The sequence below is a fragment of the Mesorhizobium sp. M0991 genome (assembly GCF_040318915.1).
Classification (GTDB): domain Bacteria; phylum Pseudomonadota; class Alphaproteobacteria; order Rhizobiales; family Rhizobiaceae; genus Mesorhizobium.
The window spans coordinates 199,726-216,734 of the sequence record NZ_JAMYNE010000007.1 but is presented as its reverse complement, the minus strand read 5'-3'; the positions used below and the strand labels follow the sequence as shown (position 1 = coordinate 216,734).

General features: G+C 62.2%; 17 protein-coding genes. 10 read left to right on the top strand and 7 right to left on the bottom strand.

The window, feature by feature from the left end; translation table 11 throughout:
- Positions 1 to 121: 121 nt before the first annotated feature.
- The 4 genes from NKH70_RS13725 (at position 122) to NKH70_RS13710 (ending at position 3,167) form a co-directional block, all read left to right on the top strand.
- Positions 122 to 1,495 carry a class II 3-deoxy-7-phosphoheptulonate synthase gene (locus NKH70_RS13725; RefSeq protein WP_352720957.1) on the top strand — a complete coding sequence of 458 codons (1,374 nt, stop codon included), beginning with the start codon at positions 122 to 124 and terminating at the stop codon, positions 1,493 to 1,495.
- A 126-nt stretch (positions 1,496 to 1,621) separates the two neighbouring features.
- Positions 1,622 to 2,041 carry a GFA family protein gene (locus NKH70_RS13720; RefSeq protein ID WP_353025441.1) on the top strand — a complete coding sequence of 140 codons (420 nt, stop codon included), beginning with the start codon at positions 1,622 to 1,624 and terminating at the stop codon, positions 2,039 to 2,041.
- 77 nt (positions 2,042 to 2,118) lie between these two features.
- Positions 2,119 to 2,478 carry a diacylglycerol kinase gene (locus NKH70_RS13715; protein WP_353025440.1) on the top strand — a complete coding sequence of 120 codons (360 nt, stop codon included), beginning with the start codon at positions 2,119 to 2,121 and terminating at the stop codon, positions 2,476 to 2,478.
- A gap of 101 nt (positions 2,479 to 2,579) precedes the next feature.
- A complete protein-coding gene (locus tag NKH70_RS13710; RefSeq protein ID WP_353025439.1) occupies positions 2,580 to 3,167 on the top strand; it encodes a hemerythrin domain-containing protein in 588 nt (195 codons plus the stop codon).
- A gap of 3 nt (positions 3,168 to 3,170) precedes the next feature.
- Here NKH70_RS13710 and NKH70_RS13705 read toward each other — a convergent pair whose 3' ends face one another.
- Together NKH70_RS13705 and NKH70_RS13700 are read right to left on the bottom strand one after the other, a co-directional pair.
- On the bottom strand, positions 3,171 to 3,758 hold the full coding sequence (locus NKH70_RS13705; RefSeq protein WP_353025437.1) for a DedA family protein: 588 nt from the start codon (positions 3,756 to 3,758) through the stop codon (positions 3,171 to 3,173).
- Positions 3,755 to 4,318: a DUF1003 domain-containing protein gene (locus NKH70_RS13700; RefSeq protein ID WP_352466385.1), complete on the bottom strand. Its 564-nt coding sequence runs from the start codon at positions 4,316 to 4,318 to the stop codon at positions 3,755 to 3,757. The genes NKH70_RS13705 and NKH70_RS13700 overlap by 4 nt, the downstream gene beginning before the upstream one ends.
- A gap of 83 nt (positions 4,319 to 4,401) precedes the next feature.
- On the opposite strand from NKH70_RS13700, the gene NKH70_RS13695 reads away from it, so the two are divergent.
- The 5 genes from NKH70_RS13695 (at position 4,402) to NKH70_RS13675 (ending at position 11,040) form a co-directional block, all read left to right on the top strand.
- Complete coding sequence (locus NKH70_RS13695; protein ID WP_353025435.1) at positions 4,402 to 5,115, top strand: DNA-3-methyladenine glycosylase I; 714 nt, start codon at positions 4,402 to 4,404, stop codon at positions 5,113 to 5,115.
- Positions 5,116 to 5,180: 65 nt separating this feature from the next.
- A complete protein-coding gene (locus NKH70_RS13690; protein WP_353025433.1) occupies positions 5,181 to 6,896 on the top strand; it encodes an NAD+ synthase in 1,716 nt (571 codons plus the stop codon).
- 26 nt (positions 6,897 to 6,922) lie between these two features.
- Entirely contained in the window at positions 6,923 to 7,336 is a 414-nt protein-coding gene (locus NKH70_RS13685) for a GNAT family N-acetyltransferase (RefSeq protein WP_292657866.1), read from the top strand.
- A 391-nt stretch (positions 7,337 to 7,727) separates the two neighbouring features.
- Entirely contained in the window at positions 7,728 to 9,533 is a 1,806-nt protein-coding gene (locus tag NKH70_RS13680; RefSeq protein WP_353025431.1) for an ABC transporter ATP-binding protein, read from the top strand.
- 133 nt (positions 9,534 to 9,666) lie between these two features.
- Complete coding sequence (locus tag NKH70_RS13675; protein ID WP_353025430.1) at positions 9,667 to 11,040, top strand: glutamate--tRNA ligase; 1,374 nt, start codon at positions 9,667 to 9,669, stop codon at positions 11,038 to 11,040.
- Here the strand turns inward: NKH70_RS13675 and NKH70_RS13670 are convergent.
- Both NKH70_RS13670 and NKH70_RS13665 read right to left on the bottom strand, forming a co-directional pair.
- Positions 10,958 to 12,163 carry a DUF2865 domain-containing protein gene (locus NKH70_RS13670; RefSeq protein WP_353025429.1) on the bottom strand — a complete coding sequence of 402 codons (1,206 nt, stop codon included), beginning with the start codon at positions 12,161 to 12,163 and terminating at the stop codon, positions 10,958 to 10,960. The genes NKH70_RS13675 and NKH70_RS13670 overlap by 83 nt on opposite strands.
- A gap of 85 nt (positions 12,164 to 12,248) precedes the next feature.
- Complete coding sequence (locus NKH70_RS13665) at positions 12,249 to 12,431, bottom strand: hypothetical protein (RefSeq protein ID WP_353025428.1); 183 nt, start codon at positions 12,429 to 12,431, stop codon at positions 12,249 to 12,251.
- Here NKH70_RS13665 and NKH70_RS13660 point away from each other — a divergent pair.
- On the top strand, positions 12,430 to 13,050 hold the full coding sequence (locus tag NKH70_RS13660) for a DUF1287 domain-containing protein (RefSeq protein ID WP_353025427.1): 621 nt from the start codon (positions 12,430 to 12,432) through the stop codon (positions 13,048 to 13,050). The genes NKH70_RS13665 and NKH70_RS13660 overlap by 2 nt on opposite strands.
- A 12-nt stretch (positions 13,051 to 13,062) precedes the next feature.
- On the opposite strand, the gene NKH70_RS13655 is transcribed toward NKH70_RS13660, so the two are convergent.
- The 3 genes from NKH70_RS13655 to NKH70_RS13645 form a co-directional block, all read right to left on the bottom strand.
- Positions 13,063 to 15,387: an NADP-dependent malic enzyme gene (locus tag NKH70_RS13655; protein ID WP_353025426.1), complete on the bottom strand. Its 2,325-nt coding sequence runs from the start codon at positions 15,385 to 15,387 to the stop codon at positions 13,063 to 13,065.
- Positions 15,388 to 15,597: 210 nt separating this feature from the next.
- On the bottom strand, positions 15,598 to 16,050 hold the full coding sequence (locus NKH70_RS13650; RefSeq protein ID WP_352914193.1) for a hypothetical protein: 453 nt from the start codon (positions 16,048 to 16,050) through the stop codon (positions 15,598 to 15,600).
- A 160-nt stretch (positions 16,051 to 16,210) separates the two neighbouring features.
- The gene (locus NKH70_RS13645; protein WP_352720981.1) at positions 16,211 to 16,990 is read right to left on the bottom strand and encodes an SDR family oxidoreductase; all 780 of its coding nucleotides are present in this window, start codon (positions 16,988 to 16,990) and stop codon (positions 16,211 to 16,213) included.
- Between the last annotated feature and the right edge of the window lie 19 nt (positions 16,991 to 17,009).

The following is a 17,009-nucleotide window of genomic DNA, read 5'->3' as shown; positions in this document are numbered from 1 at the left end:
ATTCGCCAGCGCTGAGATTCCGGTCTAGAATAGGAAATCGGCTTCGTGTATGGAGCCGCGACCCCATATGGGGCGGATTGGCGGGCGATGGCGTCCGCCTGAAAGAGCGTTGGGTGCTTCGATGACGAAATGGTCGCCGAATTCGTGGAGAGCTAAGCCGATCCAGCAGGTTCCTGCCTATCCGGACCTTGTCGCGCTGAGGAACACGGAAACCCAGCTCGCTACCTTTCCGCCGTTGGTTTTTGCAGGTGAGGCACGCAAGCTGAAGAAGCAGCTTGCAGCCGTCGCTGCCGGTGACGCATTTCTTCTGCAGGGCGGCGATTGCGCCGAGAGCTTCGCCGAGCATGGCGCGGACAATATCCGCGACTTCTTCCGCGTCTTCTTGCAGATGTCGGTGGTACTGACCTTTGCCGGCGCGCAACCGGTGGTGAAGGTCGGCCGTGTCGCCGGCCAGTTTGCCAAGCCGCGCTCGTCCGACAATGAGACCAAGGGCGGAGTGACGCTGCCCAGCTACCGCGGCGACATCATCAACGGCATCGAATTCGATGCCAAGTCGCGCATTCCCGATCCTGCAAGGCAGGAGATGGCGTACCGCCAGTCGGCGGCGACGCTCAATCTTTTGCGTGCCTTCGCCCAAGGTGGCTACGCCAGCCTGGAGAACGTGCATCAATGGATGCTCGGCTTCGTCTCCGACAGCCCGCAGGGGGAGAAATACGAATCGCTCGCCAACCGCATTACCGAGACGATGGACTTCATGAAGGCCGTCGGCATCACCTCGGAGACCAATTACGCGCTGCGCGAGACCGATTTCTACACCAGCCATGAGGCGCTGCTGCTCGGTTATGAAGAGGCGCTGACCCGCGTCGATTCGACTTCGGGCGACTGGTACGCCACCTCCGGCCACATGATCTGGATCGGTGATCGCACGCGCCAACCCGACCATGCGCATGTCGAATATTGCCGCGGCATCAAGAACCCGCTCGGTCTCAAATGCGGGCCGTCGCTGACGCCGGACGGCCTGTTGCAACTCATCGACCTGCTCAATCCGGAGAACGAGCCCGGCCGGCTGACGCTGATCGCGCGTTTCGGCTCCGACAAGGTTGCTGACCACCTGCCGAAGCTGGTGCGCGCGGTGCAGAAGGAAGGCCGCAGCGTTGTGTGGTCGTCGGACCCTATGCATGGCAACACCATCGAAGCCGCTGGATACAAGACACGGCCGTTCGATCGCATCCTGAAGGAGGTGCAGACCTTCTTCGAGGTGCATCGCGCCGAAGGCACGCATCCCGGCGGCATCCACATCGAGATGACAGGCAAGAACGTCACCGAATGCACAGGTGGCGCTCGCGCCATCACCGCCGAAGAACTGCAGGATCGCTACCACACCCATTGCGATCCGCGTCTCAACGCCGACCAGGCGATCGAGTTGGCGTTCCTGGTGTCCGATCTGCTCAAGAAGAGCCATCCGGTCCAGCACAAGCAGGCCGTCAACGGCTGATTAGAACGTATTCGATCATCGAGCTGGTCAGCGAAACGCGTCCGGCCGGTGTCGCATTTGCTCGTGCCTAATGCGCGCAAAACTGGAATCCTGCCAAGCGATGGCAATTGCATCGGGAGAGCCGACATGGCTGACACTCACACCGGATCATGCTTGTGCGGGGCAGTGCGGTTCCAGACACGAGGACCGCTACGCGGTGTCATCTACTGTCATTGCTCGCAGTGCCGGAAGCAGAGCGGGCATTTTTATGCGGCGACCAACGTTGCCGACCGAGACATCACAATCACCGGCACGGAGAGCATCACCTGGTACGAGGCTTCTTCGTTCGCCAGGCGCGGCTTCTGCAAGACATGCGGCTCTCTGCTGTTCTGGAAGCCGAGCGACGATGGCTATGTTTCGGTCATGGCAGGCCTGTTCGACGCGCCAACCGGGCTTCAGGGAGAATGCCATATCTTCGTCGGCGACAAGGGCGACTATTACGCCATCGACGACGCGCTGCCGCAGTTCGAGAAGTCGACGCCGTCGATCAAGGTGGCAGGCGACTAATTTTTGAAGAGGTCGCCTTATTCCCTTGGTCCAGCCATTGCGCTAATCCCCTGCCGGTGATTCCGAAGGGTTTTGGCATGCAGCGGCTGATCGACGCTTTTTACAATTCGGTGCGGGCGTTTCGCAAACTGGCCGCCAGCGAGGAGGCCTTCCAGCTGGAGCTGGTTCTGCTCGTGCTTGCCTTGCCGCTCGGCTGGTTCCTTTCGGAATCGTGGCGCGGCTATGTGTTGCTGATCGGCGCGGTGCTGCTCATGATCATGATCGAGGTGTTGAACACCGGCATCGAGGCGGCATGCGACGCGTTCAGCCGCGAATTCAACATCGATATCCAACTGGCCAAGGATTGCGGTTCGCTGGCGGTGCTGATTTCGGTGGTGATCGCTGCCGGCGTCTGGGGCGTCGCCGTCATCGAGCGGATCCTCGGGGTACCGATCTGAGGTTTCAGACACTACATGCCGTCACTGCATTTCTCGTTTTGACCATGATCTTTTCCGAAAACCGGTACCACTTTTCGGGATCATGGTCTGAGGAAACCGACATGGCCGATGCCGCCGGATTTCTGCTGCTTGAACGTGAGGGCCTGCCGGACGATCTGCGCTGGCTGATCGAGAAATATCCGCGCGAGGATTGGCAGGCGCATGCCAACATCCACGGCATGGCCAATATGTGGCTGCGGCGGCACGACATGTTCCGCGAGCTTGGCGGCATGCTCACCAATGGTATTGGCGATTATCGGGAAGGTAGGCTGGAGGCGCCGGAATTCGCGCGCTGGTTCGCGCCGCGCCTCAACCATTTCCTCGGCAATCTCGACGGCCACCACAATGTCGAGGACCATCATTATTTCCCGGTCTTCGCAAGGGCCGAGACCCGTCTGAAGCGCGGCTTCGAGATTCTCGATGCCGACCACCACACAATCCAGGAGGGACTGGAGCGCAATGCCGAGGCGGCAAATGACTTCATCCGCACGCTTCAAGAGAGCGAAGACAAACAGCGTTTCGCCGCCGATGCCTATGCCGACGAGAACAGCCGGCTGATCGCCATGTTGACCCGGCATCTTGCCGACGAGGAAGACCTGATCATTCCGCTGATCCTCGAGAAGGGCGACGCCGCGCTCGGCATTGATTGACGATCAGCTTCCCTTGCGAAGCTCCTTCTTGGCGACGATATGGGCCGCGAGCCAGCCGAGGATGGCCACGACGAGGCCGATTGCCAGAGCGATCAGCAACCGCTCGTGGCGGGCCAGCGCCTGGCCAACGATGCGCTCCGCGCCCAGCCCGAACACATAGCCGACAGTGCAGAACAGCGCCGCCCAGACCACCGATGAGATGGCGTTGAGGATGACGAAACGCGCCGCGGCGATGCCCGACAGCCCGGCCGCGATACCACCGACCAGGCGCAGGCCATAGATGTAGCGGTTCGACAGCACGAAAATGTTGGGATGAGAGGTGACGAGGCGATAGGCGTGACTGAAGCCCGGCCGGGCTCGGAGCCTGATTACGAATTTACGGTCGGCGAAGCTTCGTCCCAGGATGAAGAAGAACGTGTCGCCACCGAAGGCGCCGAGCGCGGCTGCCAGAAATGCCTGCCACGGGACGAAGACATGCTGATGCGCGAAAAAACCGCCAAGGATGGCGGCGCTTTCGCCCTCGGCCACGCAGCCCAGAAAAACCGCGATCAACCCATATTGCTCAATGAGGCGATGGATGGCTTCCGTCATGAAGACGTCCGCTGCTTCGACAGAATGTCGTCGATGCGCTTCACCTGCTCGGCCAGCCGAGCGATCTCGTCGCGCATGCCGATGATTTGGCTGTGGCGCAGTTCGTCGAGTTTTTCGTGCAATGCCATGATCTCGATCTCGGCCTTGAGATTAACCTCATAGTCGTGGGCGGCGTCGATACGATCGCGCTCGGTCTGGCGGTTCTGCGCCATCATGATCACTGGCGCCTGCAGGGCAGCAACCATGGAAAGCACGAGATTGAGGAAGATGAAGGGATAGGGATCGAAGGCGGCGCGCGACAAGAGCCAGACATTGCCTGCCGTCCACAGGATCAGGAAGCCAATGAATGTCAGGATGAAGGACCACGAGCCGCCGATCCGGGCGATGGTATCGGCCAGGCGATCGCCAAACGTCTGGTGAAAGGCGACGGCCTTGTTGGTGTCCTTGGAGATCGTGGTGCGCTCGAGCGTTGATTGCAGCACCCGGCTTTCGAGCGCGCTGAGGCCGTCCGGCTTTCGCTTCAGCCAGCGGTTTGCCATGTCCTCGATCGTTTTATTCATCGTCGCCTCCGTCGTCAGCGATAGAGGTAGAAGCTGCCGGTTCAAACGGGAAGTGGTAGATTGACGCGATGGGTCAGGAAACAATGGTGGATTTTCGGAAAATTCGCGCCCGTGCAGCGAAACGCAAAGGCGGTGAGGCAGCGCTTACGTCGCTGCTGGGCCCTATGCCCGACAATGCCGCGGTGGCAAAGATTGCGGACGACCGGATCCTGTCGACCATGGCCGAGCGGGTCTTTGCCGCCGGCTTCGTCTGGCGTGTTATCGAGCAGAAATGGCCGGCTTTCGAGGAAGCGTTTCTTGGCTTCGAGCCGAAGCGGCTGCTGTTCCAGCCTGACGATTTCTGGCACGATCTCACCGCTGACAAGCGCATCGTCCGCAATCCGCAGAAGATCAAGTCCGTACGCGACAACGCGGCCTTCGTCGAGCGCGTGTCGAAGGAGCATGGCAGCTTCGGCAAGTTCCTGGCCAATTGGCCGGCGGATGACCAGGTCGGGTTGATGGCCTATCTCGGCAAGCACGGCAGCCGGCTCGGCGGCAATACCGGCCAGTATTTTCTGCGCTGGCTGGAGTGGGACGCCTTCATCGTCGCGGCCGACATGGCGGCAGCGCTGCGCGACGCTGGGCTCGACATTGCGGAGAGCCCGACATCGAAGAAGGACCTGGGCAGGATCCAGGTGCAGATCAACGCCTGGGCGGCGGAAACCGGGCTGCCGCGCCGACACATTTCGCGCATTCTGGCAATGTCGATCGGCGAGAACCATCCACCGGAAGCCTTGCGCGAATATATGGGCGAATAGGACCTATTGGTTGGTCCAAACGAACGCCATTGCCCGACGAATTTTGCCGCGCTAAACCCACGGGCATGACAGACAAGACCGCTCCAGACATATTGCGCATCGCCGTTGCCCAGCTCAACCCGACGGTCGGCGACGTCGCCGGCAATCTTGCCAAGGCACGCGAGGCGAGGGCGGATGCCGCCCGCCAGGGCGCCGACCTCGTGCTGTTCACCGAGCTTTTCCTTGCCGGCTATCCGCCCGAGGATCTGGTGCTGAAGCCCGCCTTCCTGAAAGCCTGCGAACGGGCGGCGGAGGATTTCGCCGGCGATACGGCCGACGGCGGCCCGGGTTTCATCATCGGCACGCCGCTGAAGCGCAAGACCGGCACGCACAATTCGATCATCTTTGCCGATGGCGGCAAAATCCTTGCCGAACGCTACAAGCTCGATCTGCCGAATTACGGTGAGTTCGACGAGAAGCGCGTCTTCCAGGCCGGCCCCGAGATCCAGGGGCCGGTCAATTTCCGCGGCGTGCGCGTGGGAGTGCCGATCTGCGAAGACATCTGGGGCGAGGTTGCCGTCTGCGAGACGCTGGCCGAAAGCGGCGCGGAAATCCTGCTGGTGCCGAACGGCTCGCCCTATTATCGCGGCAAGGTCGATGTCCGCCACCAGATCGTCATCCGCCAGGTCATCGAATGCGGCCTGCCGATCATCTATGCCAACCAGCTCGGCGGCCAGGACGAGCTGGTCTTCGACGGCGCGTCGTTTGCAATTGGTTCTGACAAGACGCTGGCCTTCCAGATGAGCCAGTTCGAGGAGGCGGTCAACGTCACCACCTGGAAGAGAAGCCGCGCCGCCGCAGGGGCGCAAAATGGAAATAATTCCGATGGTTGGGTCTGCGCTGACGGACCGATGTCGAAAATCCCGGAGAAGGAGGAGGCCGACTATCGCGCCTGCATGTTGGGCCTGCGCGACTACGTCAACAAGAACGGCTTCAAGAATGTCGTGCTCGGCCTTTCCGGCGGCATCGATTCGGCGATCTGCGCGGCACTTGCCGTCGATGCGCTCGGCGAGGAACGGCTGCGCGCCGTGATGATGCCTTACCGCTACACTTCGAAGGACTCGCTCAAGGACGCCGAGGACTGCGCCCGCGCGCTCGGCTGCCGCTACGATATCGTGCCGATCTTCGAGCCGGTCGAGGGCTTCCTGCACACACTGACGCAGCTTTTCGAGGGCACCAAGGAAGGCATCACCGAGGAAAACCTGCAGAGCCGGGCCCGTGGCACCATCCTGATGGCGATTTCCAACAAGTTCGGCTCGATGGTGGTCACTACCGGCAATAAGAGCGAGATGTCGGTAGGCTACGCCACGCTCTATGGCGACATGAATGGCGGCTTCAACCCGATAAAGGACCTCTACAAGATGCAGGTCTATGCGTTGTCGCGCTGGCGCAACGCGCATGTGCCGCCGGGCGCGCTCGGCCCGTCCGGCGAGGTGATCCCGAACAACATCATCGACAAGGCGCCCTCGGCGGAGCTCCGTGAGAACCAGACCGACCAGGATTCGCTGCCGCCCTATCCAGTGCTCGACGACATATTGGAGTGTCTGGTCGAAAACGAGATGGGCGTCGACGAGATCGTTGCGCGCGGCCATGACCGGGCGACGGTGACGCGCGTCGAGCACCTGCTTTACGTCGCCGAATACAAGCGCCGGCAGGCGGCGCCCGGCGTGAAGATCACCAGGAAGAATTTTGGCCGCGACCGCCGCTATCCCGTTACCAACCGGTTCAGGGATGGCGGGTAGGCGATTGGCTGCATAACGGTTTAGCCATGGCCAACTTTGAGATCAGCTTCGACCTGTCGCAGATCGACTTCCGGGCGACGTCCGACATTTTGAAGGAGAGCTATTGGGGCAGCGGCCGCAGCGATGAACTGCACCGCCGCGCCTTTGCCAACTCACTGTGCGTCGGCGCCTATGTCGGCGGCAATCAGGTCGGCTTCGGCCGGGCGATCACCGACCGTACGGTATTTGCCTATCTCGCCGACATCATTGTCTGGCCTGGGTATCGCGGGCAAGGCATCGGAACCCGGCTTGTCCAGGCGCTTATCGGTCATCCGGATTGCAAGACTGTCACGCATTGGAGCCTGTCGACCAACGACGCCCACGCGGTTTACGAGAAGCTCGGCTTCAGGCCTTCCACCGACGGCCGCTATATGCGCTTCGACCGTATCCCGGCAACCTGAACAGAGGCAGCGCACAACCCGCGATTGTTGCAAAATCGTCTCACTGCTTGGACCAGATGCGCTTTGGGCTATCTACTGACTTGGCGCGGCGTTGAGGCGTCTCTATAAACGCCTTTCCGCGATCCCCTTGGGGAGGACCGAAATGCCAGGATTTGACATCGTTATGCGAGGCCGCGAAGCCTAGGTCTCAATCGGCAAGCCAGAAGGTTCTTACCTTTGCGGCAAAGCCGAGCTGAGAACAGGCGTTCGTCGATGCCGGTCGCCGCCCGTATTCGGGCGAGCCGCCAAATGTGCCGAACCTCCGCATTCCTTGGGTGTTAATTCGCCCGACGCGGTTTTTTCAATTTTCGACCTTTTCCGGGATCGGGCTCGTTTGCGCCCGAATGACATCATGGCTCGTTTTCGAATAGATTTGCGCGCGGGCGCATTTCGCAGCGTTCTTGGCTTCACGCTCAGCCATTGGCGGCGTCAGCCGTGGCGGCTTGCCGGCATTATGGGCACGTTCCTGCTGTCGACCTTGGCCGACGTGCTGACGCCGCTCTATTCCGGCCGGCTGGTCGACGCCGTTGCCAGCAGTGCTGCGGCCGACGATGTCGCATGGAATGCGGCGATGGCTGCCTTTTCGATGCTGGTTGCCCTGGCGCTCACCGGTGTCGTGCTGCGCAATCTCGCCTTCATGGCCATTGTCGAGCTGACGTTGAAGATGATGGCGGATATCGCCGCCGACGCCTTCCACCGCGTCCAGCGCTTCTCCACCGATTGGCACGCCAACAGCTTCGCCGGATCGACGGTGCGCAAGATAACGCGCGGCATGTGGGCGCTCGACCTGCTCAACGACACGATCCTGATCGCGCTGCTGCCGTCGGTCGTCATGCTCGTCGGCTCGACGCTGCTGCTTGGCTTGTTCTGGCCGCTGATGGGCGCGATCGTCGCCACCGGTTCGGTTCTGTTCATCGCGGTGACGACGATGCTGTCGCTTGGCTATGTCGCGCCTGCGGCAAGGCTTGCCAACGCGTGGGATACACGGCTTGGCGGCTCGCTGGCCGATGCGGTGAGCTGCAACGCGGTGGTCAAGGGTTTTGGCGCCGAGGAACGCGAGGAGACACGGCTTGCCGAGGTCGTTGCCAAATGGCGCGGCCGCACGCGGCGCACCTGGGTGCGCGGCACCGTCAACGGCACCACGCAAGGCACGATGCTGCTGCTTTTGCGGGCAGCGGTCATCGGATTCTCCCTGCTTTTGTGGTCGTGGGGGCAGGCAAGTGCCGGCGACGTCGCCTTCGTGCTGACCTCATTCTTCGTGCTGCAAGGCTATCTGCGCGACATCGGCACGCATATCCGCAATCTGCAGCGCTCGATCAACGACATGGAGGAACTGGTCGACTTCCAGTCCGAACCACTCGGCATCGAGGATCGGCTCGGCGCCAAACCGATCCGGATCACCGATGGCCGCATCACCTTCGACAACGTCACGTTCCACTACGGTAGCCACCGCTTGCCGCTGTATCGTGACTTTTCGGTGGATATCGCGCCGGGCGAGCGGGTCGGGCTGGTTGGCCATTCAGGCTCCGGAAAGACGACGTTCGTCAAGCTGATCCAGCGCCTCTACGACGTGACTGCGGGAAATATCCTGATCGACGGCCAGGATATTGCAGATGTGGCGCAGGCGTCGCTGCGCGCACAGATCGCGATCGTCCAGCAAGAGCCGATCCTGTTCCACCGGTCGCTGGCCGAAAACATCGCCTATGCCCGGCCGAGCGCCACGCAGGCCGAGATCGAACACGCGGCGCGGTTGGCCAGCGCGCATGACTTCATCGCCAATTTGCCGAAGGGCTATGGCACGCTGGTCGGCGAGCGTGGCGTAAAGCTGTCGGGCGGCGAGCGTCAGCGTGTTGCAATCGCACGCGCCTTCCTCGCCGATGCGCGCATCCTCATCCTGGACGAGGCAACGTCGAGCCTCGATTCGGAATCGGAGGTGCTGATCCAGCAGGCGATGGAGCGCTTGATGGTCGGCCGCACGACGCTGGTCATTGCCCACCGGCTGTCAACGGTGCGGGCGCTGGACAGGCTTTTGGTGTTCGATCGCGGCCGCATAGTCGAGGAGGGCTCGCATGACCAGCTGATCCGGCTGCAAGGCGGCATCTACCGCCGGCTGTTCGAACGCCAGGCGCTTGAGCTGACCAAAGGCCTGGTGATCTGACGGTTACGGCGCCGCGCGCCTTAATAGACGCGCGGCGCTGCCGTCTTTTCTTCGTCTTCGTCATGTTCTATGTCTGCCGCAGAGCGCGGGGGCGCGTCTTGTCAACAGCAAAACCATCCGGTACGCCCCGCTCATGACAGTTACCGTCCGTTTCGCCCCGTCACCGACCGGCCGCATTCACATCGGCAATGCGCGCACCGCTTTGTTCAACTGGCTGTTCGCCATCAAGAACAAGGGTCGCTTCATCCAGCGCTTCGACGACACCGACGTTACCCGTTCGACGCAGGAATTTTCCGACGCCATCCTTTACGACCTGCATTGGCTGGGCATCTTCCCCGATGCCACGGAGTATCAGTCGCGGCGGGTCGAAATCTATGATGCCGCACTGGAAAGGCTGAAGGGGGCCCGCCTCGTCTATGCGTGCTATGAGACGCCTGAAGAGCTCGACCTGAGGCGCAAGGTGCGCCGCACGCGTGGCCTGCCGCCAGTCTATGGCCGCGAGGCGCTGACGCTGACGCCTGGGCAGGTCGCGGAATATGAGGCCGATGGCCGGCGGCCGCACTGGCGCTTTCTGCTACCCAACTTCAGCAGCGATCCGCTGCAGCCGGAGCGCACCGAAATCCACTGGAACGACCTGGTGCGCGGCGAGGAGACCGTCGACCTCGCCTCGCTTTCAGACCCGGTTCTGCGGCGCGAGGACGGCACCTACCTCTATACATTGCCTTCGGTTGTCGACGACATCGACATGGGCGTCAGCCATGTCATTCGTGGCGACGACCACGTCACCAATACCGGCGTCCAGATAGCCCTGTTCCGGGCGCTCAGCGCCGAGCCGCCGGTGTTCGGCCACCACAATCTTCTGACAACGGCATCAGGCGAGGGGCTCTCCAAGCGCACCGGCGCGCTGTCCATACAGAGCCTGCGTGAGAGCGGCATAGAGCCAATGGCGGTCGCTTCGCTGGCGGTGCTCGTCGGTACCTCGGAAAACGTCGTGGCGGTGCCGACGATGGCTGAACTTGCCGAGCGCTTCGATCCGGCGGCAACATCGAAATCCGCCGCCAAATTCGATCCGGACGAGCTCTTCGTGCTCAACCGCACGCTGCTGCACCACATGCCGTTTTCCGAGGCGCGCGACCGGCTGATCGTGCTCGGCATCTCTGGCGAACAGGCCGAGCCTTTCTGGGTGGCGGTGCGCGGCAATCTCGACAGGCTGGCCGATGCGGCGATCTGGTGGCGTACGCTTCGAGACGGTCCCGAGGAGCCGGCGGAGTTTTCCGACGATGACCGCGACTTTCTTCGCCAGGCGTTCGAACTGCTGCCGGAGGAGCCTTGGAACGGCACGGTCTGGAAGGACTGGACCGGCAAGATCCGAGCGGCGAGCGGCCGCAAGGGCAAGGCGCTATTCATGCCGCTCAGGCTGGCGCTTACGGGACAGCCTTCGGGTCCGGAGCTTGCAGATCTGTTGCCGCTGCTGGGTCGGGAAGGAACGTTGGCCCGACGACCCTGACCTTGCGCTGCTCAGGCGGCGGCAGCGATGTCGGCGAGGGCACAGGTTTGACAGCAAGCCGTTTGATCGCCTCACGGTCGAGGCCGCCTTGCGCATTGGCCAAGGTCTCCGGGTCGGCACCGGGATCAGGCCTGGCAACCGGTAGCGGAATGAACGGGGTGGTTGCCACGTTCGCCTCAGATTGTTCCGGGGTTGGCGGGTTGCCGGCGATGATCTCGAAATTCTGCCCGGCATTGCAGCCGCAGGTCGGCGGCAGCGGTATATCGGACTGCTTGTAGAGGTAGGCCGTCGGCAGTTCGATATAAGGCCTGCCGGTCACCGAAGACGTCATGGACGCCGAATCGCCGTTCATGCTGCGCGTGTAGAAAACCTGCATCTCGGTGCCGGGGCAGCTCGATTCACAATTCTTCTGGTCGCGCTCGAAATCGCCCAGCGAGGCAGCATTCGACATCGGGAAGAAATAGCCGTCGCAGGTCCGCACACACATAGTGCGGAATTCGCCTCGGGGCTGGCCCAACTCGTCGGCGTTGTTGAGCATGCTGCGGATGTTGCGCGGCTGACTTAGTTCTTCAGCCTGGTCGGGCTCGTCAGGCTGGTCGGGCGCACCGGGTTCACTGCCCAAAAGCTGGTCGAGCAGGTTTCCGTTGCCGTTTTCACCGCTGGCTTCGCGAACCGGTGCGAGCGTCGGCGGCGCCGCATCATCGCGGCAGCCATTGGCGTCGAGCGAGGCCAATATGCGCGCGCGATCGCGTCGCGAACCACCGCTGTCAAGCTCAGCGCGCTTGGCCTGCAAGGCGTCGAGATTGGCAGCCATGCGATCGATGGTGGCGTCGAGTGCTGCGCATACGTTGGCGTTGCGGCGAGATAGCGAAAAGCCGCAGCCGGCGCTGCTGGATTGGCTGACGGCCTTTGAAATCTGCTGGCGCTGCCGGGCGATCGCGTCGTCATATTTCCTGAGCAAGGCCGGCTTGCCGCCGCCACCGCGAGCAGCGGCGGCAAGATCGGCTTCAAGCTGGCGGCAGAGGCGGGAAGCGGCCTGCGCCTGAGTGACGGCAATGTCGCACAGTAGCAGGGCACCGAGCAGCGCGGCGGCCCGCGTCAGCTTCCAACGTGCGCCCGTCATCCCTCCGGAACTCCGCCTGTCTGCCGTTCTGAAAGCTACCGCGCTTGCGGTTAAGCGTTTGTTTAGCATACCGCTGATTCCGGCTTCAGCCCAAATCGGCGATGGCTTGCGCCTTGTGCGCGGCTTCGACCACGACCAGCGCGTCATGTCGACCACGCCGCACGGCATACTCGGACATTGTCAGGACCGCGACATCCTGGCGTTGCACGAAAAAGGCGTATTCGCCCAGAAGAATGCCTGGATCCAGCAATGCCCGGAGGCTTGGCATGACCGCGATTACCCGTCGAGCCGCACTGCAATTTGGTCTTTTGTGCCTGGCGATGCCGGTTGCCATGGCGCGGGAAAAGCCCATCACGCCGGATTGGGGCACCAAATTGGTCGAAGCCGCCCGTGAGCAGATCGGCGTCACCACGCTCTACGATCCGACCTATACACGGCTGGCCTATCCGGGCGGGGACGTTGAGCCCGAGCGAGGTGTGTGCACTGATGTCGTGATCCGCGCCTATCGCCGCGCCTTCGATCTCGATCTGCAAGAATTGGTGCATGAGGATATGCAGGCCAATTTTGCCGCCTATCCGAAGGCTTGGGGCCTGAATGCGCCGGACCGCAACATCGACCACCGCCGTGTGCCCAATCTTGCGGTCTATTTCGAGCGGCGAGGTGCCGCCGTGCCCGTCAGCCAAGACCCCGCCGACTATCGGCCTGGGGATCTCGTCGCCCAGATGCTGCCCGGCAATCTGTCGCATATTGCCATCGTGTCGTCCAATCGCTCCAGTTTGGTGCCGACAAGAAGGCTGGTCATTCACAATATCGGCGGCGGCGCCAGGGAAGAGGACACTTTGTTTGCCTTCAGGCAGACAGGGCATTTCCGGTTCAGGCCAATCTGAGAAAGCCAGCGGCTACCCCAGATCGACAATGGCTTGCGCCTTGTGCGCGGCTTCGACCACGGCCAGTGCCGTCATATTGACGACGCCGCGCGAGGTGACCGACGGCGTCAATATGTGCGCCGGGCTGTCGGTGCCGAGCAGGATCGGGCCGACATGCAGCGCGTCCATCATCGTGCGCAGCGCGGTCAGCGTGATGTTCGCCGAATCGAGATTGGGGAACACCAGCAGATTGGCTTCGCCCTTCAGCCGAGAATGCGGATAGACGCGCTGGCGCAGCTGCTCCGATAGCGCCGAGTCGGCATGCATCTCGCCGTCGCATTGCAGGTCGGGCGCGATCCGCGCCAAGATCGCCGCCGCCTGCCGCATCTTCATGGCGCTTGGCGAATCGCGGGAGCCGAAATCCGAATGCGACAGCAGCGCTGCCTTGGGCTCGATGCCGAAACGCTGAATTTCCTCGGCCGCCAAAACGGTCATCTCAGCAATCTCCTCGGCGGTCGGATCGACGGAGACATGGGTGTCGGTGAGGAAAATGATGCCGCGCTGCGAAATCAGCATGGAAAGTGTCGACAGGTCGCGATCCCTAATGCCGGCGCGCGGCCCGATGATCAGCGTCACGTTGCGCAAATGGCGCTCGAAACGGCCTTCGAGGCCGCAGACCATGGCGTCGGCGTCGCCGCGCTTCAGGGCAAGGGCGGCGATCACCGTATTGTCGGTGCGCACCATGGTGCGCGCCGCTTCCGTCGTCACCCCACGCCGGCCGGCAAGCTCGATCAAAAGGTCGACATAGTGGCGGTAACGCGGATCGTCTTCCGGGTTGATCAAGCCGAAATCGACGCCCGGCTTGATGCGCAGCCCGTAGCGCTTCAGCCGCACCTCGATGACATGCGGGCGGCCGATCAGGATCGGTTCGGCAATGCCTTCCTCGAGCACGACTTGCGCGGCGCGAAGCACGCGCTCGTCCTCGCCGTCGGCGTAGATGACGCGCTTGGCGCTCGACGTCTTGGCCATCGAAAACACCGGCTTCATGACCAGGCCGGAGCGGAAGACGAAGCGGTTCAGCTTGTCGATATAGGCGGCGAAATCGGTGATCGGCCGGGTCGCGACGCCGCTCTCACAGGCTGCCTTGGCGACGGCAGGGGCAATGCGCAGGATCAGCCGCGGATCGAAAGGCGAGGGGATCAGGAACTCCGGACCGAAGATCGGCGTCTCGCCGGAATAGGCACGGGCGGCGACGTCGGATGGCTCTTCGCGGGCAAGCGCTGCAATCGCTCGCACGGCGGCCATTTTCATCTCTTCGTTGATGGCGCTTGCGCCGCAATCCAGCGCGCCACGGAAGATGTAAGGAAAACAGAGTACGTTATTGACTTGATTGGGGAAATCGGAGCGGCCCGTGCAGATCATCGCGTCGGGCCGTGCTGCCCGTGCCGCTTCCGGCATGATCTCGGGATTGGGGTTGGCCAGCGCCAGGATCAGTGGCTTGGGCGACATGTGGTGGAGCAGTTCCGGTTTCAGTACGCCGGCGGCAGACAGGCCGAGAAACACGTCGGCGCTGGGCAGAACGTCGGCCAGCGTACGCGCTTCCGTGTCCTTCACATAGGGGTCTTTCCAGCGGTCCATCTCCTCGACGCGGCCCTTATGGGCGACCCCGAACCGGTCGGTGACCCAGATGTTTTCGACCCGCGCGCCGAGCGAGACCAGAAGGTTGAGGCAAGCAAGCGCCGCAGCGCCGGCGCCTGACGTGACGATCTTGATGTCGGAGATGGACTTGCCGGCGAATTCCAGCCCATTGAGCACAGCGGCGGCGACGATGATGGCGGTGCCGTGCTGGTCGTCATGGAAGACCGGTATGCCCATGCGGGCTTTCAACTGCTCCTCGACTTCGAAGCATTCGGGCGCCTTGATGTCTTCCAGGTTGATGCCGCCGAAGGTCGGTTCCAGCGCCGAGATCGTCTCGACCATGCGCTCGATGCCGGGTGCATCGATCTCGATGTCGAAGACATCGATGCCGGCGAACTTCTTGAACAGCACCGCCTTGCCTTCCATCACCGGCTTGGAGGCGAGCGGACCGATATTGCCGAGGCCCAGCACCGCCGAACCGTTGGTGACGACGCCGACAAGATTGGCGCGGGCTGTATAATCGGCGGCGGTTGCCGGGTCGTCGCGGATTTCAAGGCAGGGGGCGGCGACCCCCGGCGAATAGGCAAGCGCCAGGTCGCGCTGATTGCCGAGCGGCTTCGTCGCCTGGATTTCAAGCTTTCCGGGACGGGGGTGCTTATGGAAATAGAGCGCTGCTTCGTCGAGGTCGGATCGGGCCGCCTTCTTGCTTTCGCCTGTCATGACGGCCGCCTCCTCAGTTCAGTCCGTTTGGTGTTTTGAGTCTCTTAGCATGCAGCCGAGGCTTTTCGAGAGGTGATATGTCGCAAGCGCGAGCTTACGGCTTGCACCACCCGCCGGCCTGTACGGTCTGCCATTGAAATGTTGGGACGATAGGCGCGTTGCTGGAGCGAGCTGCGAGCCGAATGTCTGCTTCAGGTGGTTTGCGGACGATTAGGTATTCTTTCGGTAGTTCGCTGTGGGGCTGTTGCTCCTATAAAGTGCACGAAAGAAACTCTTGGAATAGCGGTCGTACCAAGCGGCAGCCCACTCGCCGACAAGTCGCTCTGTCGACGACACCCTACGCCGGTAGTCGACTGTTCGGCGGATGCCTCCTTCTTCCTCAAGCTCGATGTCCAGGTGCGTAAACTTTGGGGCCGCATCCGAAAACCTGAGATACATGTACGCAAACACCGCGATATGGCGTTTACCCATTGATAAGCAACGATTTTCAATCGCCACCACCGCAGACTGGACTGTGGCGAAATCCTCTAGCCTAACCGCTCGTTCTAGACGAACGAAGTCAAGGAACAATCTCCTGTCGGTAATTGCAAGGTTGCCGTCGGCCGTGTCTCGAACCCTGTGCGACAGCAGTTTTTGCGTAACAAAGCGATAAATAGACGCCATTCGCCGGTCTCATTTCCATGTGCGAGGCAGGACATAACATGCGGACTAACCCTAGTCCTTGTGAACTGGCGTTTTGAGCATAATGTTGCCTTACCTCGGCTGGCCTGAGGGCGCCCGTTTTCCGCCATTCCCAGCGGATACTAAGCGGTAGATTTTGCCGCTAGAACGCGCTGACGTAGAGGCCGCCGTCGACCGGTATGTTCTGTCCGGTCAGGTAGCCGGCGTGAACCGAGCACAGGAAGGCGCAGATCTGGCCGAATTCCTCCGGCGTGCCGAGCCGCTTGGCCGGAACATTGGCTGCTGCTTGCGCCTTGCGTGCGGCAGCGGCGGCCGGATCTTCGGGCGTGCCGGCCTCGTGCGGGCCGCGCAGCCGGTCGGTGTCGAGCTTGCCCGGCAGCATGTTGTTGATCGTCACATTGCGGTCGATCACCGTGCGCGCGACGCCGGCGAGGAACGAAGTGAGGCCGGCGCGGGCGCCGGACGACAGGTCGAGGCCGGGGATCGGCACGTAGACCGACAGCGAGGTGATGTTGACGATGCGGCCGAAGCCGCGCGCCGCCATGCCGTCGATCACGGCCTGAACCAGCTCGACAGGGGTCACCATGTTCTGGGTGACGCCTTCGAGGATCTTTGCCCGATCGAGCGCACGGAAATCGCGAAACGGCGGACCGCCATTGTTGTTGACGAGGATGTCGGGATCGGGGCAGGCGGCAAGCAGCGCCTTCTGGACATCGGGCTTGGATATGTCGCCGACGATCTCGGTCACCTTGACGCCGAATTTCTCGCGCAGTTCAGCGGCGGTTTTGGCCAGCACGTCGGCGTTGCGGCCGTTGACGACCAGATCGCAGCCTGCCTCCGCCAGTGCCATGGCGCAGCCGCGTCCCAGCCCCTTGCTCGAGGCGCAGACTATGGCCGTCTTGCCGCGAATGCCGAGGTCCATGGTGATTTTCTCCTCTGAT